Annotated in this window: 17 protein-coding genes; 8 read left to right on the forward strand and 9 right to left on the reverse strand. The window is 72.6% G+C overall.

Annotated elements, in window-relative coordinates; genetic code table 11:
• Positions 1-241: 241 nt before the first annotated feature.
• Together G5C51_RS07580 and G5C51_RS07585 are read left to right on the forward strand one after the other, a co-directional pair.
• The gene (locus G5C51_RS07580) at positions 242-2,092 is read left to right on the forward strand and encodes a phosphoenolpyruvate carboxykinase (GTP) (RefSeq protein WP_165233768.1); all 1,851 of its coding nucleotides are present in this window, start codon (positions 242-244) and stop codon (positions 2,090-2,092) included.
• A gap of 199 nt (positions 2,093-2,291) precedes the next feature.
• The gene (locus tag G5C51_RS07585) at positions 2,292-5,603 is read left to right on the forward strand and encodes a tetratricopeptide repeat protein (RefSeq protein WP_206313569.1); all 3,312 of its coding nucleotides are present in this window, start codon (positions 2,292-2,294) and stop codon (positions 5,601-5,603) included.
• Here the strand turns inward: G5C51_RS07585 and G5C51_RS07590 are convergent.
• Positions 5,600-5,953: a hypothetical protein gene (locus G5C51_RS07590; RefSeq protein WP_420824787.1), complete on the reverse strand. Its 354-nt coding sequence runs from the start codon at positions 5,951-5,953 to the stop codon at positions 5,600-5,602. The genes G5C51_RS07585 and G5C51_RS07590 overlap by 4 nt on opposite strands.
• A 7-nt stretch (positions 5,954-5,960) precedes the next feature.
• Positions 5,961-6,833: a mycothiol conjugate amidase Mca gene (mca, locus tag G5C51_RS07595; RefSeq protein WP_165233771.1), complete on the reverse strand. Its 873-nt coding sequence runs from the start codon at positions 6,831-6,833 to the stop codon at positions 5,961-5,963.
• A 91-nt stretch (positions 6,834-6,924) separates the two neighbouring features.
• On the opposite strand from mca, the gene G5C51_RS07600 reads away from it, so the two are divergent.
• Positions 6,925-7,344 carry a DUF4307 domain-containing protein gene (locus G5C51_RS07600; RefSeq protein WP_165233773.1) on the forward strand — a complete coding sequence of 140 codons (420 nt, stop codon included), beginning with the start codon at positions 6,925-6,927 and terminating at the stop codon, positions 7,342-7,344.
• Between the two features lie 167 nt (positions 7,345-7,511).
• On the forward strand, positions 7,512-8,009 hold the full coding sequence (greA, locus tag G5C51_RS07605; RefSeq protein ID WP_165233775.1) for a transcription elongation factor GreA: 498 nt from the start codon (positions 7,512-7,514) through the stop codon (positions 8,007-8,009).
• A gap of 123 nt (positions 8,010-8,132) precedes the next feature.
• Here greA and G5C51_RS07610 read toward each other — a convergent pair whose 3' ends face one another.
• Both G5C51_RS07610 and G5C51_RS07615 read right to left on the reverse strand, forming a co-directional pair.
• The gene (locus tag G5C51_RS07610) at positions 8,133-10,178 is read right to left on the reverse strand and encodes a thioredoxin domain-containing protein (RefSeq protein ID WP_165233777.1); all 2,046 of its coding nucleotides are present in this window, start codon (positions 10,176-10,178) and stop codon (positions 8,133-8,135) included.
• Positions 10,179-10,216: 38 nt separating this feature from the next.
• On the reverse strand, positions 10,217-10,780 hold the full coding sequence (locus G5C51_RS07615) for a sigma-70 family RNA polymerase sigma factor (protein ID WP_165233779.1): 564 nt from the start codon (positions 10,778-10,780) through the stop codon (positions 10,217-10,219).
• 160 nt (positions 10,781-10,940) lie between these two features.
• Between G5C51_RS07615 and G5C51_RS07620 the strand changes: the two genes are divergently transcribed.
• On the forward strand, positions 10,941-11,837 hold the full coding sequence (locus tag G5C51_RS07620; RefSeq protein ID WP_165233781.1) for a LysR substrate-binding domain-containing protein: 897 nt from the start codon (positions 10,941-10,943) through the stop codon (positions 11,835-11,837).
• Positions 11,838-11,862: 25 nt separating this feature from the next.
• Here G5C51_RS07620 and G5C51_RS07625 read toward each other — a convergent pair whose 3' ends face one another.
• The 5 genes from G5C51_RS07625 to G5C51_RS07645 all read right to left on the reverse strand — a co-directional run bounded on the left by G5C51_RS07625 (position 11,863) and on the right by G5C51_RS07645 (position 19,144).
• Positions 11,863-12,342 (reverse strand): pyridoxamine 5'-phosphate oxidase family protein, encoded by a 480-nt coding sequence (locus G5C51_RS07625; protein WP_165233783.1) that lies wholly within the window; start codon positions 12,340-12,342, stop codon positions 11,863-11,865.
• A 93-nt stretch (positions 12,343-12,435) separates the two neighbouring features.
• Positions 12,436-13,803: an ABC transporter permease gene (locus G5C51_RS07630; protein ID WP_165233785.1), complete on the reverse strand. Its 1,368-nt coding sequence runs from the start codon at positions 13,801-13,803 to the stop codon at positions 12,436-12,438.
• 2 nt (positions 13,804-13,805) lie between these two features.
• A complete protein-coding gene (locus G5C51_RS07635; RefSeq protein WP_165233787.1) occupies positions 13,806-14,645 on the reverse strand; it encodes an ABC transporter ATP-binding protein in 840 nt (279 codons plus the stop codon).
• Between the two features lie 46 nt (positions 14,646-14,691).
• Complete coding sequence (locus G5C51_RS07640; RefSeq protein WP_165233790.1) at positions 14,692-17,883, reverse strand: AfsR/SARP family transcriptional regulator; 3,192 nt, start codon at positions 17,881-17,883, stop codon at positions 14,692-14,694.
• Between the two features lie 46 nt (positions 17,884-17,929).
• The gene (locus G5C51_RS07645) at positions 17,930-19,144 is read right to left on the reverse strand and encodes a pyridoxal phosphate-dependent aminotransferase (protein ID WP_165233793.1); all 1,215 of its coding nucleotides are present in this window, start codon (positions 19,142-19,144) and stop codon (positions 17,930-17,932) included.
• Between the two features lie 104 nt (positions 19,145-19,248).
• Here G5C51_RS07645 and G5C51_RS07650 point away from each other — a divergent pair, with 104 nt between their 5' ends.
• Genes G5C51_RS07650 through G5C51_RS07660 form a run of 3 tightly spaced genes read left to right on the forward strand, consistent with a single transcriptional unit; the run spans position 19,249 to position 23,375 of the window.
• Positions 19,249-19,737: a hypothetical protein gene (locus G5C51_RS07650; RefSeq protein ID WP_165233796.1), complete on the forward strand. Its 489-nt coding sequence runs from the start codon at positions 19,249-19,251 to the stop codon at positions 19,735-19,737.
• Between the two features lie 13 nt (positions 19,738-19,750).
• Positions 19,751-21,796, forward strand: a complete 2,046-nt coding sequence (locus G5C51_RS07655) for a bifunctional polysaccharide deacetylase/glycosyltransferase family 2 protein (RefSeq protein WP_165233799.1) — start codon at positions 19,751-19,753, stop codon at positions 21,794-21,796.
• A 10-nt stretch (positions 21,797-21,806) separates the two neighbouring features.
• The gene (locus G5C51_RS07660; protein ID WP_165233802.1) at positions 21,807-23,375 is read left to right on the forward strand and encodes an FMN-binding glutamate synthase family protein; all 1,569 of its coding nucleotides are present in this window, start codon (positions 21,807-21,809) and stop codon (positions 23,373-23,375) included.
• Positions 23,376-23,487 lie beyond the last annotated feature (112 nt).

Genomic DNA, 23,487 nt, shown 5'->3' on the forward strand with positions numbered 1-23,487 from the left:
TAGCCCCCATCGCTCGCGTGGTCCTGCTCACGCCGCTGCCCCCTGGACATAACGTCTGAGCTGTCTCATCATCAAATGAGCGCACGGTCGGCACCGGTCGAGCTCAGATGAGCACTAACTGAGCAGCGACCGGGTCGCAGCCCCCAAGGGGCGGCGGTTAACAAAAGCGGATACAACGGCACGTATCCCTCAAACCCTCAACACCCCTGGAGCGATCGTGGCTCGCAGCGATGCGACTCTCATGACCCAGCCCACCTCTTCGTCCGCCCCCGACGCCGGCACGCTTTCCGTTGTAGATGCGCCGACCAAGCACCAGGGCCTGCTCACCTGGGTGCAGGAGATCGCGGATCTCACCCAGCCGGACCGGATCGTCTGGTGCGACGGTTCCGAGGCCGAGTACGAGCGCCTGGCGGAAGAGCTCGTCGAGCAGGGCACGTTCAAGAAACTGGACCCGGTCAAGCGCCCGAACTCCTACTACGCCGCCTCCGATCCGTCCGACGTCGCCCGCGTCGAGAGCCGGACGTACATCTGCTCCGAAAAGGAGGAGGACGCAGGCCCCACCAACAACTGGATGGACCCGCAGGAGATGCGCGACATCTTCGCGGGCGCCGAGGGCGTCTTCCGCGGCTCGATGCGCGGCCGGACCATGTACGTCGTGCCGTTCTGCATGGGCCCGCTCGGCTCGCCGCTGTCCGCGATCGGTGTGGAGATCACCGACTCGGCCTACGTGGCCGCGTCGATGCGCATCATGACCCGGATGGGCCGCCCGGTCCTGGACGAGCTCGGTGACGACGGCTTCTTCGTGAAGGCCGTGCACTCCGTGGGCGCGCCGCTCGCCGAGGGCGAGGCGGATGTCGCCTGGCCGTGCAATGAGACCAAGTACATCTCGCACTTCCCGGAGACCCGCGAGATCTGGTCGTTCGGCTCCGGCTACGGCGGCAACGCGCTGCTCGGCAAGAAGTGCTACGCGCTGCGTATCGCCTCGGTGATGGCGCGCGACGAGGGCTGGCTCGCCGAGCACATGCTGATCCTGAAGCTGACGCCGCCGCGCGGTGAGTCGAAGTACGTGGCCGCCGCCTTCCCTTCGGCCTGCGGCAAGACCAACCTCGCCATGCTGGAGCCGACCATCCCGGGCTGGACGGTCGAGACCATCGGCGACGACATCGCCTGGATGCGCTTCGGCGAGGACGGCCGGCTGTACGCGATCAACCCCGAGGCGGGCTTCTTCGGCGTCGCGCCGGGCACCGGTGAGCACACCAACGCCAACGCGATGAAGACGCTGTGGGGCAACACGGTCTTCACGAACGTGGCGCTGACCGACGACGGCGACATCTGGTGGGAGGGCATGACGGAGGAGACTCCGGCCCACCTGACGGACTGGAAGGGCAACGACTGGACGCCGGAGTCGGGCGTGCCCGCCGCCCACCCGAACGCCCGCTTCGCCGTCCCGGCCGCGCAGTGCCCGACCATCGCGCCGGAGTGGGAGGACCCGAAGGGCGTGCCGATCTCGGCGATCCTCTTCGGCGGCCGCCGGGCGACCGCGGTGCCGCTGGTGACGGAGTCGTTCTCCTGGCAGCACGGTGTCTTCATGGGCGCGAATGTGGCCTCGGAGAAGACCGCGGCGGCCGAGGGCAAGGTCGGCGAGCTGCGCCGGGACCCGTTCGCGATGCTGCCGTTCTGCGGCTACAACATGGGCGACTACATGGCGCACTGGGTGCGCGTGGGCGCCAACGCCGACGCGGCGAAGCTGCCGAAGATCTACTACGTCAACTGGTTCCGGAAGAACGACGCGGGCAAGTTCGTGTGGCCGGGCTTCGGCGAGAACAGCCGGGTGCTGGAGTGGATCGTCGGCCGGCTGAACGGCGCGGCCGAGGGCGTCGAGACGCCGATCGGCGTGCTGCCGGCGAAGGGCGCGCTGAACGTGAAGGGCCTGGACCTGTCGGAGGAGGAGCTGGACTTCCTGCTCTCCGTCGACACCGAGGCCTGGCGCGAGGAGGCGGCGCTGGTGCCGGAGCACTTCAACACCTTCGGTGATCACACGCCGAAGGAGCTGTGGGACGAGTACCGGGCGCTGGTCGAGCGTTTGGGCTGAGCGCCTGGGCTGAGAGCCTGGGCTGATCTTTTACGGATCTTTCCGCACGTACCACCCGTACCACCCGCGTGGCGGGTCACGACAATGGCGTCGTGGCCCGCCACGTCGGCTTTTGCGGGTTATCCACAGGGGGATGTCGGAAAGGCATCGAAGGCGGAAGACTGGGCCGCGAACCGGTGAACTGCCCGAGGGGGATGCCATGTTGCGCGAGAGTCACCGGGGGGAAGCCGAGCTTCTCCTCGCCCGTGCGGTCGACGAAGAGGTGCGCCGCTCCGCCGGCCGCACGGACGGCGTCGTGCTGCTCGGCCGCGCCCGGCAGGCCCTGGACGAGATAGCGCTGAGCTCCGCCGATGAGTACGAGGCGTATGTGCGCGCCCTCGACGAGGCGGAGTCAGGCCGCCGCGCGCTCGGCGAGCGGTTCCGCGGCGAGGTGCTGGCGCCGGCCGGAGCGGGCGTCGCCGCGGCGGCCGTGGTGGCGATGGTGATGGCGGCGGGCGCGGGGGAGTCGGCGGGCCGGGCGGTGCAGACCGCGGCGGCCGTGGCGGTGGCGGGGGCGTTAACGGTCCTGCTGGTGCAGACGGCGGCGCACTGGTTGTCGGGCCACTGGCGGGCGGGCGCCGGCGGGCAGCCGGGCGGGCCCGAGCAGCTGCGGCTGCAGTGGCTGACCGCGCTCGAGGTGCGCGGGGTGCGGCCGTTCTTCGACCGTCAGCGGATGCTCGCCGCGTCCACCCGCGGTGGTTCGTCGGGCGGCGGGCGCGGCTCCGTCCCCTCGGCGCGCCCGGCCGTGGACCGCGAGCCGCAGCTGCGCGGCGCGGACCGCAGCCAGGCGGCGAAGCAGCGGGCGGCCCTGGAGCAGTCGTTCAAGCAGCTCCCGGCTCCGGAGGGCCCGTTCGCCGGCCGCAAGGAGGAGCTGACCCAGATCACCAAGTGGGTGCACCATGCCCGGGCGTCCACCGAGACCAAGCCCACCATCGTGGTGCTGCACGGCTCGCCGGGTGCGGGGCGGTCCACCCTCGCCATACGGGCCGCGCACCATCTGAAGGACCAGTTCCGCGGCGCCTGCGTGGTGGACCTGCGCGGGCACAGCCCCGGCGAGCAGCCGCTGCCCACCAGGGACGCGCTGCTGCATCTGCTCAACCGGCTCGGCGCGCCCCGCGACCAGCTGCTCTTCCGCGAGCGGCCGGCGCCGGACGCCCACCTCAAGCGGCTCGTGGAGCTCTACCACCAGCACCTCACCGGCATCCCGGTGGTGATAGTCCTCGATGACGCCATCGACCCCGAGCAGATCGCCATGCTGATCCCGGACCGCTCGGAGTCCCTCGTGCTGGTCACCGCGCGGGAGCCGCTGGAGCTCGGCCCGCTGCACGCGTGGCTGCGCGAGCTGGAGGTCATGCCGCTGGAGGCGCCGGCCGCGGAGGAGCTGCTGCGGGACGCGGCCCGGGAGGCGGGCGAGGCGTCCGGCGCGGCTGCCGGCCCGGCCGACGGCGGCCCCGGCCCGTACGACGCCCAGGCGGGGGAGCGGGTGGCCGAGCTGTGCGGCGGGCTGCCGCTGGCGCTGCGCATCGCGGGCACCTCGCTCGGCGTGCGCAGCATGGCCGCCCTCGCCGACGAGCTGGCGGCCTACGGCCCGGTCTATCCGGTCGAGCGCGCGCTGTGGCTGCGCTATACCGACCAGGCCGAGCCGGCCCGGCGGCTGCTGCGCCGGCTGGCGCTGGCCGGGCGGGCCAGCCTCGGCGCCGCCGCGGCGGCCGCGCTGCTCGGCACCGACGAGCAGGAGGCGGACAAGCAGCTCACCGCGCTCGCCCGCATGGGCTTCATCCAGCATGTCCGCAGCGGGCGTTACCGGCTGCACGACCTCACCCGCCGGTTCGCCCAGTCCCGGCTGCTGGACGAGGAGGCGCCGGCCGAGCGGGCAGCCGCACAGGAGCGGCTGATGCGGTCGTACGGCGAGCTGGCCGACTCGGTGATCCGGCTGGTCGACGGGCGCACCTCCACCCGCGCCGACCAGTTCGGGCACCACGGCTTCACCTCCCTGGACGCCGCGCTGCGCTGGCTGGACGACGAGACCAGCTTCATCACCGCCGCGCTGCGCCACTCCGAGGACGTCGACCAGTCCGTCGTGCTGAACCTGCTCGGCGCCCTCGCGGACTACTGCCTGCTGCGCGGCGACCTGTACCGGCTCGGCGAGCTGAACGAGCTGACCAAGGCGGCCACGGCGTCCAGCAAGGACTCGGGCCTGCTGGTGCGCTCCGTCCAGTGGCGTACGGGCGTCGCCGCCCGGCAGCTCGGCGAGCTGGACAAGGCCCGCTCCACCCTCTCCTCCGTCGTCGACCTCTACCGCGAGGCGCAGCACTCCGCGGGCGCCGCCCGGGCCCTGCGCGACCTCGGCATCACGCTGCAGCAGCAGGGCAATCTGCCCGAGGCGCGGGCCCGGCTGCGGGAAGCCCTCGACATGCAGCAGGGCGAGGGGATGGGCGGCGACCGGGCCTGGACGCTGCATGCCCTGGCCGCCGTGGAACGGGACCGCGCGGACCTCGCCGAGGCCCGCCGGCTGCTGCTGGAGTCGCTGGAGCTGCACGAGCGGAGCGAGAGTGTGCACGGCATGGCCTGGGCGCACTTCCAGCTCGGCCAGGTGCTGCTGCGCATGGGAGAGGTGGCGCAGGCCGAGGCGGAGCTGCGGGACGCCCTCGACAAGTACCACCGCACCCGCGACGCGCGCGGCGAGGCCTGGGCGCTCACCCAGCTCGCCCGCGCCCGGCTGGTCGACGGCGACGCCGGCGCGGCTGTCGAGCAGTTGCAGGGCGCGCTCTCCAGGCACCGGGACAACGAGGACGCGCGCGGCGAGGCCTGGACGCTGTACTACCTGGGCCAGGCCCGCGAGGAGCGGAACGACTACGACGGCGCGGTCCGGGCGCTGGAGAAGGCGCGGAACATGTTCAGCCGCATGCGCGATGTCTACGGCCTCGCCTGCGCCCGGCACCACTCCGCCCGGGTCACCCGCGATCTGCGGGCGCAGCAGACCGGGTCGCTGCGGAACAGCGGCTTTGCCCGGCAGCTGCTGCAGGACGCGCGCAATGACTTCCACCGGGTCGGGGTGCGCCACGGCGAGGCCTGGTCCTGCCTGGAGCTCGCGGTGATCGACGCCGGGAACGGCCGCTCGGCGCAGGCCCTGCAGCTGGTCGACGAGGCGGTGGAGCTCTTCACCGACTACGAGGACCGGCGCGGCGCCGCCTGGGCCCGCTTCCTGCGCTGCACCCTGCTGCCCTTCGCCTCGCCCGGCGGCTCCGTGGTGGGCACGGCGGTCGCCCAGGAGGAGCTGGCCGAGCTGCTGCGCGAGCAGCAGGCCGGCGCGGGCACCGGCGACGGGGCGCTGGAGGACCACGCCGAGGCGTTCCAGCTGGTGCTGGACCGCGGCGTGGAGCCGGAGACCGGCTGGCAGGCATGGCGGCTCGGCATGGTCCCGAGCCGCCACTCCCGGGAGGTGATGGGGGTGCCGGTGCTGCTCGGCTAGTCCTGCTTGCGGCCCTTTTCGGCGGCGGCGCTGGTGCCGGACGCGGCACCGGTGCCGGAGGCCGCGCTCGCGCCGGACGCGGCGCTGGTGCTGGACGCGCTCGCGGTCGCGGTCGCGTTCGTGCCGGAGGCCTCGCTCGTAGTGGCGGGCTCCTCCGTCTCGCCCGGCGCCGGCTGCTCCTTGAAGTCGACCCTGCCCATGTGGCGGTTCATGGACTTCATCAGCCGCCACACGGCCAGCGCGAGCAGGGCGAAGACCACGAAGCCGAGGAGGCCGGGCGTCACCTTGTCCTCGTCGACTTCCTTCGCGAGCGGCACGAGCTCGGCTGCCAGATAACTCTTCACGGGAATCACGCCATCAATTGTCGCGGATGCCTGCGAAGAGGTCGTCCTCGGGGAGGGAAGTGTCGACGAGCGACTTCGCCAGCTCGTATTCCTCCGTCGGCCAGACCTCCGCCTGGATCTCCAGCGGCACCCGGAACCAGGGCCCGTCCGGGTCGATCTGCGTGGCATGCGCGATCAGGGCCTTGTCCCGGGTCGCGAAGAAGTCGGCGCAGGGCACATACGTGGTGAGCGGCCGCTCCTTGCGCTCGAACTCCTTCCAGCGCTCCAGCCACTCCCCGTACGGCGACTCGATGCCGCGGTCGAGCAGCGCCTGGTGCAGCGCCTCGGTGCGCGGCCGGTTGAAGCCCTGGTTGTAGTAGATCTTCAGCGGCTGCCAGGGCTCGCCGGCCTCCGGATACTTCGCCGCGTCGCCCGCGGCCTCGAAGGCGGCCATCGAGATCTTGTGGGTCATGATGTGGTCGGGGTGCGGATAGCCGCCGTTCTCGTCGTACGTGGTGATCACATGCGGCTTGAACTCGCGGATCAGCTTCACCAGCGTCCCCGCCGCCACGTCCACGTCCTGCAGCGCGAAGCAGCCCTCCGGCAGCGGCGGCAGCGGGTCGCCCTCCGGCAGCCCCGAATCCACATAGCCCAGCCACGCCTGCTTCACACCCAGGATCTGGCGCGCCTCGTCCATCTCCTTGCGGCGCACCTCGTGGATGTTCTTCTCGATATAGGTATCGCCCTGGAGCTTCGGATTGAGGATCGAACCTCGCTCGCCCCCCGTGCAGGTGGCGACCAGCACGTCCACTCCATCGGACACGTACTTGGCCATGGTGGCGGCGCCCTTGCTCGACTCATCGTCGGGGTGGGCGTGCACGGCCATCAGTCGCAGTTGCTCGCTCAAGATCTGATCCTCGGTCGCTGGTCGGAAACCACGGCTTCTATAGTGACGGAAAGGACTGACAACAAATTCCGCACACCCCCAGGAGCCCGCGATGACCGCCGTGCGCCAGCAGCTGCCCGAAGGGCGCTACGGCCGTGCCGCCGGCTCGTCCGACGCCCGCGCCGACCATCGCCTCAAGATCATCGGCCTCGTGGTGGGCGTCCTCGCCGCCGTCGGCATCGGCTGGCTCGGCTATTCGTACATCTCCAGCCAGGACGTCTCCGGCCAGCTGGTCGGCTTCGACCCGGTCTCGGACACCAAGGTCACCGCCCGCGTCGAGGTGCACAAGGACGCCGACGCCACCGGCGTCTGCACGCTGCGCGCCCTGTCCTCCGACAAGGGCGAGGTCAGCCGCAAGGACGTTACCGTCGCCGCCGACCGGGGCAGCAGTGCTGTAGTGACCGTCCCCATGCGCACGACAGAGCGCGCGGCCAGCGTGGAGCTGATCGGCTGCAAGGCCGCCGGTCAGTGATCCCCCGGCCCGCTGCCGGAATTGTTACGATCGTGGTTTCGCCCCACCGCTGAAGGCGCAGACCTTCTGGGTAGGGCGATCCGTGTTATCGAGCACGGCAGGCTGGTATCGAGCCCGGCCGCCCGTATTGAGCAAAGACCAGAACCATCCACCGACGAGGAGCACCTGTGACCCAGACCAGCGACAACGTCACCTGGCTGACCCAGGAGGCGTATGACCAGCTCAAGGCCGAGCTGGATTACCTGTCGGGTCCCGCACGCGCCGAGATCTCCGCCAAGATCGCGGCCGCCCGCGAAGAGGGTGACCTGCGGGAGAACGGCGGCTACCACGCGGCCAAGGAAGAGCAGGGCAAGCAGGAGCTGCGGGTCCGCCAGCTCACTCAGCTGCTCGAGAACGCGCAGGTCGGCGAGGCTCCCGCCGAGACCGGCGTGGTCGCCCCCGGCATGGTCGTGACGATCGCCTTCGACGGCGACCCCGACGACACCCTTGAGTTCCTGCTGGCCTCCCGCGAGTACGCGAGCTCGGCCTTCGAGACGTATTCGCCGCAGTCGCCGCTGGGCTCGGGTGTGAACGGCAAGAAGGTCGGCGAGGACGCCGCGTACGAGCTGCCGAACGGCAAGCAGGCCAAGGTGAAGATCATCGAGGCGAAGCCGTTCTCGGGCTGACGACGCAGCTCCGCTGTGGTCCGGTACAGCAGCATTCCCGGGGGCTTCGCCCCTGGACCCCCCAAAGCCCCCGGACCCCCAAAGCCCCCGGCCGCCCGGCCGGGGGCTTTGCGCTGTGCGGGCTCAGCCCCGCAGCTGCTCCTCCAGCTGCTTTACGTCCGTGACCGGCGCCGCACACACGAACCGGCGGCAGACGTACGCGGCAGGTGACCCGTCCACGAGCGGCCGGTCCGCCAGCAGCGGGACGCCCTCGTCCCCCGGCTCGCCCCGCACCACCACCGCGCCCGGCGCCGTGCTGGTCAGCGCCGCCCGGTGCAGCTCGTCCGTCGCCTGATCCCCGTCGGGACCGACGACCGCCACCTCCCGCGGCCCGTCCAGCGCCGCCTCCGCCGCGGCCAGCCCCCAGCCGATGAACCGCGGCGCCTTCGGCCCCAGCGCGGTGACGATCCCCAGCCCCCGCTCGGCCGCCTCGCGGTGCCGCTCGGAGCCGGTGTACGCGGCGTACGACAGCAGCGCCGCCGCCGCGGCCGTCCAGCCCGACGGGGTCGCGGAGTCGGTCGGGTCCTGCGGCCGCCGGATGAGCGCCTCGGCGTCGTCCGCGGTGTCGTAGAAGGAACCACCCTCCACCGAACCGTCGCCCCCGCTGAAGTGCCGCAGCACCGTGTCCAGCTGCAGCCCGGCGAGCTCCAGCCACGACGACTCCCCGGTGACGGCCGTCAGCGCGAGGAAGCCCTCGGCCACATCGGCGTAGTCCTCCAGCACCCCCTGCGACGGGCCCGCGGCCCCGTCCCGTGAGGTCCGTACCAGCCGCCCCGCCGGGTCCATGTGCACCCGTACCAGCAGATCCGCGGCCGCCGTCGCCGCCTCGATCAGGTCCGGCCGCTCGAAGTACGCGCCGATCTCGGCGAGCGCCGCGATGGCGAGGCCGTTCCAGGCGGCGACCACCTTGTCGTCGCGCCCGGGCCGCGGCCGCCCGGCGCGCGCCGCCAGCAGCCGCTCCCGTACGGACGAGATCCGCATCGCGTCGGCGAGCACCTCGCCGTCGGGGAGCTGCAGCACGGAGGCGCCCTCCTCGAAGGTCCCCTCCTCCGTCACTCCGAAGTACGCGGCCGCGAGCGCCGCATCCTCCTCGCCGAGCACCGCCCGCAGCTCCTCGGGCGTCCACACGTAGTACGCGCCCTCGGCATGCGTGCCGTCGACCCGGTCGGAGTCGGCGTCCAGCGCGGACGCGAACCCGCCCTCCTCCGTGCGCAGTTCCCGCACGAGGAAGTCCGCCGTCTGCAGCGCGACCCTTCGGGCGAGACCGCTCCCGGTGGCCCGCCACAGATGCGCGTACACCCGCGCCAGCAGGGCGTTGTCGTAGAGCATCTTCTCGAAGTGCGGCACCACCCACTCCGCGTCCACGCTGTACCGCGCGAACCCGCCGCCGAGCTGGTCGTAGATCCCCCCGCGGGCCATCGCCTCGCAGGTGGCGCGCACCATTTCGAGCGCGCCCTCGGATCCGGTACGGGCCTGGTGCCGCAGCAGGAACTCCAGCGCCATCGCCGGCGGGAACTTCGGCGCCCCGCCGAACCCGCCCCGCACCGCGTCGAATTCCCGGGTCAGCCCCATCAGCGCCGCGTGCAGCTCCGCCTCGGCGGGCGGCCCGCCACCGTCCCCGGCGACCCGCAACTCCCGCGCCGACAGCTGCTCGACGACCTTCGAGGCCACCTCGCCGACCTCGTCGCGGCGCTCGTCCCACGCCGCCCGTACGCCGTCCAGCACCTGCCGGAAGCCGGGCATGCCGTGCCGCGGCGCGGGCGGGAAGTAGGTCCCGAAGTAGAACGGCTCGGCCGACGGCGTAAGGAACACCGTCATCGGCCACCCGCCCTGCCCGGTGGCGGCCTGCACCGCCTCCATATAGACGGCGTCGACGTCGGGCCGCTCCTCGCGGTCCACCTTGATGTTGACGAAGCCCTCGTTCATGACGGCGGCCGTATCGCCGTCGGCGAAGGACTCGCGGGCCATCACATGGCACCAGTGGCACGAGGCGTATCCGACGCTGAGCAGCACCGGGACGTCCCGCCGTCTGGCCTCGGCGAAGGCCTCGTCGGACCAGGGCCACCAGTCGACGGGATTGTCCGCGTGCTGTTGCAGATACGGGGAGGTCTCGTTCGCCAGGCGGTTCATATCGCCATCCTGCCTGAAGCGAGCTGCGGGCGGGTGTCTCACCCAGCCGTGTGCCCGGCCACCTCCGCCCGCAATCTGCGCCGGGCGCGGTGCAGCCGCGACATCACGGTCCCGCGCGGCACGCCGGTCGCTTCGGCGATCTCGGAGTAGCTGCGCCCCTCGACGAAGGCGAGATAGGCGGTGCGGCGGAACTCGGGGCGCAGCGCGGCGAACGCCTCCCGGAGCGGCTGGTCCAGCATGCCCGCCAGGGCCTCCTCCTCGGCGGACCTGACCGTCGCGGTGCCGGGGCCCGCGGTCCGCCCGCCGCCGACGCCGCTGCCGGGAGCGCCAGGACTCCCGGGCGCGAAGTCGCTGGGCACCGCGGGGCGCCGCTGCCTGCGCTGGTACTCGCCGAAGTGCGCGTTGCGCAGGATCCGGTACAGCCAGCCCCCCAGATTCCCCGGTACGTAGCGGGGAAAGGCGCAATAGGCGCGCAACAGCGTCTCCTGCACCAGATCGTCGGCATCGGCCTGGTGCCCCCGGGTCAGCACCAGGGCGTGCCGCCGCAGCGTGGGCAACTGCGGCGCCACCTCCGTCGCGAAGGCGTCGGCGGGCAAGGTCATGGATTGCTCCCCCTTTATGAAAACCCGTGAACTGGGCCGGTTTTGAGCATCACTTGGGCTCCGGGTCGGGAACAATGCCGACATTTGGATCGGGCTATACTGCCGATCCATTGATTTCCCGGATCGATCGATCCGCGGGGCTCATCGATCAGGGGGAGACGTGGAGCGGCACGAGATCGAGGTGTTCCTGACGCTCGCCGAGGAATTGCACTTCGGTCGCACCGGTGAGCGTCTTGGCATTTCGCAGGGGCGGGTGAGCCAGACCGTGCAGCGGCTGGAGCGCCGCTTCGGTCTGCTGCTGTTCCAGCGCACCAGCCGCCGAGTGGCGCTCACGCCGGCCGGCGCCCGCTTCCGCGACGAACTGCTGCCCGCGCACCGGCAGCTGGAGCGGGCGGTCTCCCGGGCGATGGCGGCGGGGCATGGCGTCACCGGGGTGCTGGACGTCGGCTATTCCAGCCCGATGGCGGCCGACGTCGTGCTCGCCGCCTCCCGGGTGTTCGAGGCCGGCCATCAGGACTGCCAGGTCCGCATCCGCGAGATCCAGCTCCACGATCCGCTCGGTCCGCTGCGGGAGGGCGTGGTCGATCTCCAGGTGACGGAATTCCCCGTCGACGAGCCCGACATCACGCTGGGCCCGGTGGCGCTGTCCCAGCAGCGTGGGCTGCTCGTCCCGACCGGGCATCCGTTCGCGAAGTGCGACTCGCTGAGCGTGGAGGATTACGCGGACGCGGTCATGATCCCGCTGATCGGCGACGCCATTCCGCCGGCGTGGCTCGACCACCACTACCCGCGCAGCACGCCCTCGGGCCGCCCGATCCCGCGGGCCCGGCCGGCCACCTTCTGGGCGGAGGTGCTGGCGCGCGTCGCGGCCGGGGAGGGGGTGTCCCTGGTGAGCATGGGCGCCGAGCCGTATGTCTCCCGGCCCGGCCTCACCTTCGTCCCCTTCCGGGACGCGGCGCCGATGGAATACGGGCTGATGTGGCTCACCGCGGCCGAGAGCGCGCTGGTCCGGGCCTTCGCGGACGCGGTGTGCGATACGGCGCAGTCCCTGCCCTGACCACAGGGCAGGGACCTCGCGGGTCTCACGGCTGCCAGATCTTGCTCTGCAGATCCCGCCCGCGGACGACCTGCACCCGGAACGGATCCATGCGCAGCAGCTCGTACCCGGCGTCCGTCGGCCCCTCGGGCCAGTACCGCCGCGGGTCGTAACCGACGCCGGCCGGGCTGCCCTCGCGGTACAGCTCCCACGCCTGCCGCTTGACCTCCTGGTCCTCGACCCACTCCGCCTCGCAGTCGAGGAACACGCAGTTCTGCCGGGGGTTCCAGTAGGAGCAGGTGACGTGCGGATTGTTCTTGATGTGCGCCATCTTCACCGGCGTACTGAAGGCGGCGAGCCAGCCGACGGGCCTCCCGTCCACGACCTCCCAGACGGGAAGCAGGACCCGGGCCCGCGGCCGTCCCTTCCGGTCGACGGTGATCAGCGAGCAGTAGACGATGTCGCTGATATACCGGTTGAACTCCGCCTCGATGTCGGCGAACGACTGGACTTGGGTGGCAGCCACGGCTTTCTCCACTCTGCTGGTACGGGTTGCCTTGCCGGTCCAATCGATCCCCCGGGCCGCCGATTCCCCGGACGGCGGCCCGGTCCCCGCGGTTCAGGCCGTGACCTCCGCCGCTTCCACGGACGGGGTGCGCAGACTCCGCCGGGCCGTGCCCAGCAGGGCGGCGAAGGTCACCGCGGCGGCGACCGCGGCGGTGCCGAGCCAGATGGCCGGTTCCGCGTCGGGCAGCCAGCTGCCGGTCTTCGCGTAGCTGATCGGCAGCACGGTGGTCAGCGCGGCGACCGAGCCGAAGACCAGCCCGGCGACGGTCAGCACCACGCCCTCGAGCGCGACCATGCCGAGCACCTGGCCGCGGGTGGCGCCGGCGAGGCGCTGCTGGCCGAATTCCCGGCGGCGGTGCGCGGTCGCCGCGATCAGGGTGTTGACCAGCATGATGCAGGCGAACAGCACGACCATCCCGGTCACCACGAGGTTCAGTGTCTCGACGGCTTCGTCGTCCGCGGCGATCGTCGCACCGGCCGCGGTGGCGTCGTTCTGGATGACCTGCATCCACAGCGTGCCCGCGGAGATCCCGACGAACAGCATCACCGGGGTCAGCCCGGCCGCCAGCTGCGCCCTGCGCTGCCGCAGGTTGAGCGCGGCCAGATAGCCGCTCACGCCGCCGAACCGCTCCAGCGGACCGGCCAGCAGCGCGGTCGCCCAGCCCACCAGCACCGGCGCGAAGAACGCCATCCCGATGCCGAACAGAATGTCCGCGGAGCCCGCGAACTGCATCGACTCCAGGCCGTCCGCGCCGGCCACCGCGCCCATCACGCTCATCTGCAGGCCGCCGAGAAGGAACAGCACGCCGGCGGCGATCCTGATGCGGCCCAGCCGGCCGCCGGCCGCGCTCGACTCGTCCGCGTTGCTCAGCGCCTCCACCACGCGCATCTTCGCGACCCGCCGTGCCGTCAGCAGCGCCGCGGCCGTGGCGGCCAGCGCCGTGACGCCGAGGCCGGTGAGCAGTGCCACCGGGCCGATGGTGAAGGGCACGTCGGCGGCCACCTGGTCGGTGGACTTCAGCATCGCCAGCAGCCCGCGCCCGGCCTGGAATCCGACGGGCACCGCCAGCACGGCGCCGGCCAGCGCCAGGATTCCCGCCTCGCCCAGGATCATCCGGCGCAGCTGGGCGGGGGTGGCGCCGACGCTCTTCAGCAGTGCCATTTCGGTCGCCCGCTGCCGTACGGACAGGGCCAGCGTGGAGGTGACCGCGAAGGCGACCAGGCACAGGCTCCAGCCGCCCACCACCGCCGACATGGAGATCAGCGTCTCCTGGTCGCGGTCCGACACACCCGCGGCGGCTCCGGTGTCCGCCAGCGTGCCGAACGCCGATACCAGCACGGCGCCGAGGAACACCGCGAGGAAGCTCGCGGCGAAGGCGCTCATCCGTCGCCGAAGCGACTGCAGGGCCAGACTGAACATGATCAGAACCCCCCGTTCCCGTAGCCGCTGCCCGCGCCGCCGCCGACGAGCCCGGAATGGCTGTCGTGCTGCCGCTGCCGCGCCACCTCGTCGCCGAGGTGGGTCAGCCGCTCCGCGACCGCCTGCGCGGTCGGGTTCGACATCTGCCCGGCGATCCGGCCGTCGGCCAGGAACACCACCGCGTCCGCGTACGAGGCGGCCACCGGGTCGTGCGTCACCATGACCACGGTCCGCCCGTAGTCGCGGACCGATTCCTGCAGCAGGCCAAGTACCTCGCGGGCGCTGTGGCTGTCCAGCGCGCCGGTCGGCTCGTCGGCGAACACCACGCTGGGCTCGGCGACCAGCGCGCGGGCGATGGCGACGCGCTGCTGCTGGCCGCCGGAGAGCTGGCTGGGCAGGTGGCCGAGCCGCTGCCCGAGACCGACCCGCTCCAGTACGGCGCGGGCCCGCGCGGTGTCGATGCGCTGGCCGGTCAGCTTCAGCGGCAGCGTGGTGTTCTGTATGACGGTGAGCGTCGGCAGCAGGTTGAACCGCTGGAAGACGAAGCCGACCCGCTCCCTGCGGAACTTCGTCAGCGCCGTCTCGCTCTTGCCGCTCAGCTCGAGGCCGTCGACGAACACGGTGCCGCCGTCCGGCTCGTCGAGGCCGGCCGCGCAGTGCAGCAGCGTGCTCTTGCCGGAGCCGGACGGGCCCATCACGGCGGTGAAGGTGCCGCCCGGCAGCGCCAGTGAGACGCCGTCCAGGGCGGTCACGCCGGTGCCGTCGGAGCCGTAGACCTTGCGCACGTCGACCAGCCGCAGGGCCTCGGCGCTCTCGTGGATGGTGCTCGGTGAAGTCGTCATGCCGACGACTCTCGGGGGCGGCGCCTACCGTCGGCTGACCATCCGCCTACCGCCGCGCGCCCAGTTCGGTCAGCGCCGCCTCCACCGTCATCGACGCGCCCCGCCCCAGGGCCCGTTCGAAGCGCTGCGCCCCGATCAGATCCCGCGCTCCGGCCGCCGTCCGCGCACCGTCGGGCAGCCCCGGCGGGGCTCCGGCCCGCAGCGCCTCGCCCAACCCGAGCAGCAGCGCGGCCCGTTCGCCGTCACCCGCCAGCAGGGCCGCCTCCGCCAGGCCCTCCACCGCACCGGCGGCCTCGCTGTGGTCGCTCCTGTGCAGCGCCAGGTCCAGCGCCTCCCGGTGCCGGGCAAGGGCACGTTCCAGGCCGCCTTCGGTGGCGGCCAGCCGGCCCAGGCCCACCAGCGCCCGCACCCGGCTCGGCTCGCCGGTCGCGCACTCCGCCACCACCTCGCTCAGGACCTGCTCGTAGAGCCGGCGGGCCGTCACCGGATCGCCCTCCAGCCGGGCGACCTCGGCGAGGCCGCAGCGCGCCGAGCCCAGCTCCGCCCGCAGCCCGTCCCCCCGGGTCACCGACTCGGCCCAGGCGAACTCGGCCCGCGCCGCCTCGAGGTCTCCGGTACGCAGTAACTCGCCGCCCCGGTTGCACCGCATGGTCACCGCACTGGCGACGGCACCCAGCTCCTCGGCGGCCGCGACGCCCTCGGCCCACAGCTCCAGCGACCGCGCATGCTGCCCGCGCCGGGACGCCAGCGTCGCCAGCGCGTCCAGCGTCTCGGCGGCACCCAGCCGGTCGCCCAGATCGCGGAACCCGCGCAGGGCAGCGGCGAATTCCTCCTCCACGGCATCCCCGGAATCCCCGGCGTACAGGGCCCAGTAGCCCTTCCCCATCCGCAGCAGCGCCTGCGACCAGGGGTCGGTGCCGACGTACACCTCCGGGCGCTCCCGGTCGGCGTCGGTCGGTCCCGCGGCGACCGCCCACAGCAGGCTGAGATACGGATAGCGCGGCGGCGCCGTCCGCGTCTCCATCTTCGCCTCGGCGCGCTCCCACCAGTCGCGCCGCTCGGAACCGTCCGGGCCGCCGGCGATCGCGTTCAGCACGCACAGGACGTACTCGTCCGACCGCCCCGCCGGTATCCGCCGGCCCACCCTGCGCAGCAACTCGGCGGCCAGCGGCGCGGCCTCGCCGCGGAGCCCGCGCAGGAACCAGTACCCGCTGAGCACGGCGGTCAGCCGCAGCGCCAGCTCGGGCGCCGCGGAGATGGAATGCCGCAGCGCCGCCAGCAGATTGGGATGCTCCGCGTCCAGCCGCCGCAGCCATTGCAGTTGCCCGGCCTGCCGCAGCTGCGGGTCGGCCTCGATGGCCAGGTGCAGAAACCACTGCGCGTGCGCCACGCGCAGCCGTGCCTCCTCCCCGGATGCCGCGAGCCGCTCGGCGCAGAACTCCCGCACCGTCTCCAGCATCCGGTACCGGCCGTCCGTGTCCACCTCGACCAGCGACTTGTCCACCAGCCCCACCGCCACGTCGGCCGGCTCCGCGACGTCCTCGCCGGCGCAGACCGCCTCCACCGCGGCCAGCGGCGCGCCTCCCGTAAAGACCGTGAGCCGGCGGGCGAGCGCCTGCTCCTGCTCGTCGAGGAGCTCCCAGCTCCACTCCACGACCGCGCGCAGCGTGCGGTGCCGGGGCGCCGCCGTCCGCTCGCCGCGGGCCAGCAGCCGGAACCGGTCGTCCAGCCGCGACTCCACCTCGTCCAGCGGCATCGAGCGCAGCCGCGCCGCGGCCAGTTCGAGGGCCAGCGGCAACCCGTCGAGCGTGGCGCAGATCCGTTGCACCGGGCCTGCCTCGGCCTGCCCCAGGACGAAGCCGGGCCGCACGGCCGCGGCCCGCTCCGCGAACAGCCGCACGGCCGGGAAGCCGAGCGCCTCCTCGGGAGCGACCGGCTGCCGCGGGCTCGCCAGCGGGGCGAGCGGCCACAGCAGCTCGCCGGTGATCCCCAGCGCCTCCCGGCTGGTGGCCAGCACCCGTACCCGCGGGCACGCGGCGAGCAGCCGCTGCACCAGCTCCGCTGCCTCCGCCACCACGTGCTCGCAGTTGTCCAGGACCAGCAGCGCCTCCCGCTCGGCGAGCGCGGCGAGCAGCCGGTCGAGCGGGTCAGGGCGCGGCTGCCCGCCACCGGCCAGCGGCACGGTGTCGTGCAGTCCGAGCGCTCCGGTCACGGCCTCGGCGACGGCGGCGCCGGTCGCGTCGGAGGCGACCGCGGTCAGGTCGATGAACCGGCCCTCGGCGCCCACGCGTTCCGCCGTCCGCCGGGCGACCTCCACCGCCAGCCGGGTCTTGCCCACCCCGCCGGGTCCCACCAAGGTCACCAGCCGCCCCGCGGCCAGCAGCTCGCCGGCCTCGGTCAGCTCCTCCGTACGGCCCACGAAACTGCTCACCGGGGCGGGCAGCCCGATCCCGGCTCCCGGCCGTCCCCGGCGCGGCTCCGGCACCGGGCGGCGCTCCTCGCCGCGCAGCACCGCCAGGTGGATGGCGCCCAGTTCGGCCGAGGCGTCGGCGCCCAGCTCCTCGGCGAGCATCCGGCGGGTCTCCTCGAATACGGCGAGCGCCTCCGCCTGGCCGCCGGATCCGGCCAGCGCCCGCATCAAGAGGCCGGCGAGCCGTTCCCGCAGCGGATGGCCGGCGGCGGCCTCCCGTAGCTCCTCGATCACCGCCGCATGCCGGCCCAGGGCCAGCTCGGCCTCCGCCAGGTCCTCCACGGCGGCGATGCGCTGCTCCGCCAGCCGCGCCGCCTGCCCGGCGGCGAAGGGCGCGTCCGCCACGTCGGCGAGCGCGGGCCCCTGCCACAGCCCGACCGCCTCGCGCAGCAGAGCCGCCGCGTGCGTGTGTTCCCCCTCTTCCAGCGACCGCCGCCCCTCGCGTACGAGGCGCGCGAAGCGGTGCACGTCCACCTGCTCGGGGTCGGCCGCGAGCAGATACCCGGCGGGGCGCATCTCGATCGGCACCGCCACCCCCGCCGCCCGCAGCCCGCGGCGCAGCCGCGACACCTGCGACTGGAGGGCGTTGCCGGCCTGCTCGGGTGGCTCCTCGCCGTACAGCCCGTCGATCAGCTGGTCCGTGCCGACCACCCGGCCGGCGTTCAGCGCGAGCAGGGCGAGCAGGGAACGCGGCCGCGGCCCGCCGACGTTCACCACGGCCCCTTCGGCGGATCGCACCGTCAGGGGCCCTAAGAGGCTTATTCGCATGGAGGGATTGTGGCGTACTGCCGGGAGGGGCTCCGCGATGCGCGCGTTACGGCTGGCTGTAGCCGTCCAGGAAGGTGGCGATGCGGGTGATCGCGTCGGTCAGGCCGTCCTTGTCGAGGAGGGTGACGATGCGGAGGTGGTCCGGTTCCGGCCAGTTGAAGCCGGTGCCCTGGACCAGGAGGATGTTCTGTTCCCTGAGCAGGTCGAGGACGAGTTGGGCGTCGTCCTTGATCTTGTAGACCTTGGGGTCCAGGCGGGGGAACATGTACAGGGCGCCCTTGGGCTTGACGCAGGTCACGCCCGGGATCTGGGTCAGCAGGTCGTACGCCGTGTCGCGGGAGTCCTTCAGGCGGCCGCCCGGCAGGATCAGGTCCTTGATGGACTGGCGGCCGCCCAGGGCCGTGGCGACCACGTGCTGGGCGGGGACGTTCGCGCACAGGCGCATGTTGGCGAGGATCGTCAGGCCCTCGAGGTAGCTGCGGGCGTCCTGCTTCGGGCCGCAGACCGCGAGCCAGCCGCTGCGGTAGCCCGCCACCCGGTAGGCCTTGGACAGGCCGTTGAAGGTGAGGGTCAGCAGGTCGGGGGCGTAGGTCGCCGTCGGCTTGTGGGTGGCGTCGTCGTAGAGGATCTTGTCGTAGATCTCGTCGGAGCAGAGGACGAGGTTGTGGCGGCGGGCGATGTTCGTCAGGCCGCGCAGCATCTCGTCGTCGTAGACGGCGCCGGTCGGGTTGTTCGGGTTGATGATCACCAGCGCCCGGGTGCGGTCGGTGATCTTGCGCTCGATGTCGTCCAGGTCCGGCATCCAGTCGGCCTGCTCGTCGCACCGGTAGTGCACCGCCGTGCCGCCGGCCAGCGAGACCGACGCCGTCCACAGGGGGTAGTCCGGGGCCGGGATCAGGACCTCGTCGCCGTCGTTGAGCAGCGCGTTCATCGACATCTGGATGAGCTCGGAGACGCCGTTGCCGAGGAAGATGTCCTCGACGTCCAGGTCGAAGATGCCCTGCGTCTGGTAATGCTGCATCACCGCGCGGCGGGCCGGGAGGATGCCCTTGGAGTCGCCGTAGCCGTGCGCCGTGCCGACGCTGCGCAGCATGTCCTCGAGGATCTCCGGCGGGGTCTCGAAGCCGAAGGGGGCAGGGTTGCCGATGTTGAGCTTGAGGATCTGGTGACCCGCCGCCTCCAGCCGCATCGCCTCCTCGAGCACCGGACCCCGGATGTCGTAGCAGACGTTGGCGAGCTTCGTTGACTGGATCACCTGCATGCCGTCACCTTACGGGCGCGTAGGGCAGCGCGCTCGTCGGTATCGCCAGGTGTGAGCGACGGCTCACCGGTCCGCGGCACCCGCCGCCGCTACACTCCCGCGCCATGGGAAGCACAGGCCGCAGGAGACGCGGCAGACCCGGCGGTGGCGGGCACCGGGGCCGGCAGATATTCGTCGACGCCTCCGGCCGCCGCCGCAAGGCCGTCCGTTACGGGATGGCCGCCGCCGGACTGGTCTTCGCCGGGTACGTCGTGGTCCTCATAGCCGGCTTCTTCGGCACCGGGCCCGCCGACGACCAGGTCCCGTGGGTGCAGGGCAAGCCGGAGCCGAAGGCCACGAGCGAGCGGCCGAAGGCCCCGAAGCCGAGCGCCACCCGGCCGCCGGCCGAGTCCGATCCGGCCCGTACTCCTTCCCCTTCCGTCACCCCCTCCGAGTCGAGCTCCGCTTCCCCCGAAGCCTCCCGCTCCTCGAGCAGGCCGCCCGCGGACGACACCGCCTCCGCCACCCCCGACGACCCTGCCCCCGGCGCCAGTCGCGGCTCCGGCCAAGGCAACGGCGGCAACGGCACCGAGCCGCCCGGCCACGGCAGATGAGCCGGCCGCCCGGATGACCAGCCGCCACGCCCGCCGCCGCGACCCCCGCGCACACTGGATCCTGCTCCTGCTCACCCTCACCGCCTGCGCCGCGGCGCTGCTCTTCGAGGGCTATACGCACCACCAGCTCGGGTCCGCCGCACCCCCCGACCGCCGCGACTGCGCCCCCGCCCCGCAGGCGGTCCGCGAGGGCGGCCCGGTGCTGCGCGTCGCCGGCGGTCCGGCGCAGGGCGTGGAGGCGGCCGCCCCGCGCACGGGCGCCACGGCGCTGACCTTCGACGGCGGCCCCGACCCCGTACAGACGCCGCGGCTGCTCGATCTCCTCAAGGCCCATGGCGCGCACGCCACCTTCTTCCTCACCGGCGCCCAGGCCGCCAAGCACCCGGAGCTCGCCGAGCGGATCCGCGCCGAGGGCCACGAGATCGGCTCGTACACCTATACCGGCGCCGACCTGGCCGCCGCCTCCGCGCCCCGTACGAAACTGGAGCTGTCCCTCACCCAGAACGTCCTCGCCGGTGCGGCCGGGGTCCGCCCGCACCTGCTGCGGCTGCCGTACGCCACCTCGGCCGCCAGGCTCTGCGAGAGCGAGTGGGCGGCCGCCCGGCGGGCGGCAGGGGACGGGTATCTGATCGTGGCGTCGGGACGCGGCATCAGGCAGTACGCCCAGACCTCCGCCGCGTACGACGAGGTGGCGGACCTCCTGAAGCAGCGCGGCCCGAAGCCGCAGACCGTCTCCGCCGCCGTCGGCCTCCCCGGCGCGAACCCTGGCGTGCCGACCATCGCCCGCTGGCAGGGCACGGGGCTGATCTGGGCGCAGGCGGTGGCGCACTGGTTCGCCGTCGCCATGACCTGGCTGCTCACCGCCGCCGGGGCGCTGACCGCGCTGCGGCTGCTCCTGCTGGTCTTCTTCGCCCGCCGCCACGTCCGCCAGGTGCGCCGGGGGAGGAGACGCCCCCGCGGCCCCGGCCTCAATGTCCCCGTCACCGTCATCGTCCCCGCGTACAACGAGGAGGCGGGCATCGCGGCCACCCTGCGCTCGCTGCTCGCCTCCACGCACGCGTACACGCAGATCATCGTGGTCGACGACGGCTCCACCGACCGCACCTACCCGATCGCCCGCTCCTGCCCCGACCGCCGCGTCACCGTCATCCGGCAGCCGAACGCCGGCAAGGCCGCGGCGCTCAACACCGGCCTGCGCTGGGCGCACTTCGACATCGTCGTGATGATCGACGGCGATACGGTCTTCGAGCCCGAGGCCATCCAGCGCCTCATCCAGCCCTTCGCGGATCCGTACGTCGGCGCGGTCAGCGGCAATACGAAGGTCGGCAACCGCCGCGGCCTGCTGGGCAAGTGGCAGCACCTGGAGTACGTGATCGGCTTCAACCTCGACCGCCGGATGTTCGACGTGCTCGAGTGCATGCCGACCGTCCCCGGCGCGATCGGCGCCTTCCGCCGCGAGGCGCTGCTCGGGGTGGGCGGCGTCAGCGAGGACACCCTCGCCGAGGACACCGACCTGACGATGGCGCTGTGCCGGGCCGGCTGGCGGGTGGTGTACGAGGAGAGCGCCATCGCCTGGACCGAGGCCCCCGCCTCGCTCAAGCAGCTGTGGCGGCAGCGCTACCGCTGGTGCTACGGCACCCTGCAGGCGATGTGGAAGCACCGCCGGGCGCTGATCGAACGCGGCCCGGCCGGCCGCTTCGGCCGGCGCGGCCTGACCTACCTCGGCGTCTTCCAGACGCTGCTGCCGCTGCTCGCCCCGGTCGTCGACCTGTACGCGGTCTACGGCCTGGCCTTCCAGGACGCGGGACAGGCGCTGCGTATCTGGCTCGGCTTCACGGCCGTGCAGCTCGTCGGCGCGCTCTATGCCCTGCGCCTGGACCGCGAGCGCTTCTCCCCGCTGTGGACGATGCCGCTGCAGCTGTTCGTCTACCGCCAGCTGATGTACCTGGTCGTCGTCCAGTCCGTCTTCACCGCGCTGCTGGGCAGCCGCCTCGGCTGGCACCGCATGCAGCGCACCGGCACGGCGACGCAGACGCTCCGCAGGGGCGCGCCCGTGTAGTTTCCCTTTTGTGGCAGTTTTCTGGTTGGTCGCTTTTGTCGCCGTGGTCAGTACGGCCCTCGCCGTGCTCGTCTCGGTCTGGTGGTGGCTGCCCGCCGGCGTCTTTCTGGCGCTGACGGGTCTGGGGCTGTGGGACCTCGTGCAGCGCACGCACTCGGTGCTGCGCAATTACCCCGTCGTCGGGCATCTGCGCTTTCTGCTGGAGCAGATCCGCCCGGAGCTGCAGCAGTACTTCATCGAGCGGAACTACGACGGCCGTCCCTACGACCGCGACACCCGCGACATCGTCTACGAGCGGGCCAAGGGCACGGCCGCCGAGGAGCCGTTCGGCACCGAGCTGGACCTGTACGCCGAGGGCCAGGAGTTCCTGGTGCACTCCATGGCTCCGGTGCCGGCCCCCGAGACCCCGCCCACCGTCCGGGTCGGCGGCCCGGACTGCACCCGCCCGTACGACATGGCGCTGCTCAATGTCTCCGCGATGAGCTTCGGCTCGCTCTCCGCGCACGCCATCGAGGCGCTCAACGCCGGCGCGGCCCGCGGCGGCTTCGCGCACGACACGGGCGAGGGCGGCATCTCCGACTACCACCGGCGGCCCGGCGGCGACCTGGTGTGGGAGATCGGCACCGGGTACTTCGGCTGCCGGACGGACGAGGGCGGCTTCGACGCCGGCGAGTTCGCCGAGAAGGCCGCGTACGACCAGGTGAAGTGCGTCTCGCTGAAGATCTCCCAGGGCGCCAAACCCGGCATCGGCGGGGTGCTCCCCGGCCGCAAGGTGACGGCCGAGATCGCCCGGGTACGGGACGTGCCCGAGGGCCTGACGGTGATCTCGCCGCCGTATCACCAGGTCTTCCACACCCCCCGCGAGCTGATCCGCTTCACCGCCCGGATGCGGGAGCTGGCGGGCGGCAAGCCGGCCGGGTTCAAGCTGTGCGTCGGCTCGCGGTCGCAGTTCCTCGCCGTCTGCAAGGCGATGCTCGACGAGGGCACCGCGCCCGACTTCATCCTGGTCGACGGCGCCGAGGGCGGTACGGGCGCGGCGCCGCTGGAGTTCTGCGACACCGTCGGCATGCCGCTCACCGACGGCCTCGTCACCGTCCACAACGCCCTGGTCGGCGCCGGGCTCCGGGACCGTATCCGGATCGGCGCCGCCGGAAAGATCGCGACCGGCGCCGACATCGTCAAGCGGCTGGCGGAGGGCGCGGACTACACCAACGCGGCCCGCGCGATGATGTTCGCGGTCGGCTGTATCCAGGCCCAGCGGTGCCACACCAACCACTGCCCGGTCGGCGTCGCCACCCAGGACCCGCGCCGGGTCCGCGGCCTGGACGTCGCGGTCAAGTCCGAGCGGGTGTACCGCTACCAGCAGGCGACGGTCCGCAGCGCGATGACGATCATGGCGGCGATGGGCGTACGCGAACCCCACGAACTGCAGCCCGGCCACCTCCGCCGCCGGACCGCCCCCGCGGTGCTGCAGTCCGGCGACCAGCTCTACAACTGGCTGCGCCCCGGCGAGCTGCTCGCCGACCCGCCGCAGGCCTGGGCGGCGGACTGGGCGGCGGCGGACCCGGACCGGTTCTAGGCGGTCCCGGCCGGGGGCTTGCTGCCACAATTGCCCTACCTGAGAGGCGATTTATGTGCCGGGTGGGGGGATCGGGCGTGGTGGGTGCCGAGTTATATGCCCTGGTGAGCGA

It is taken from the genome of Streptomyces coryli, assembly GCF_011044975.1.
Taxonomy (GTDB): domain Bacteria; phylum Actinomycetota; class Actinomycetes; order Streptomycetales; family Streptomycetaceae; genus Streptomyces; species Streptomyces coryli.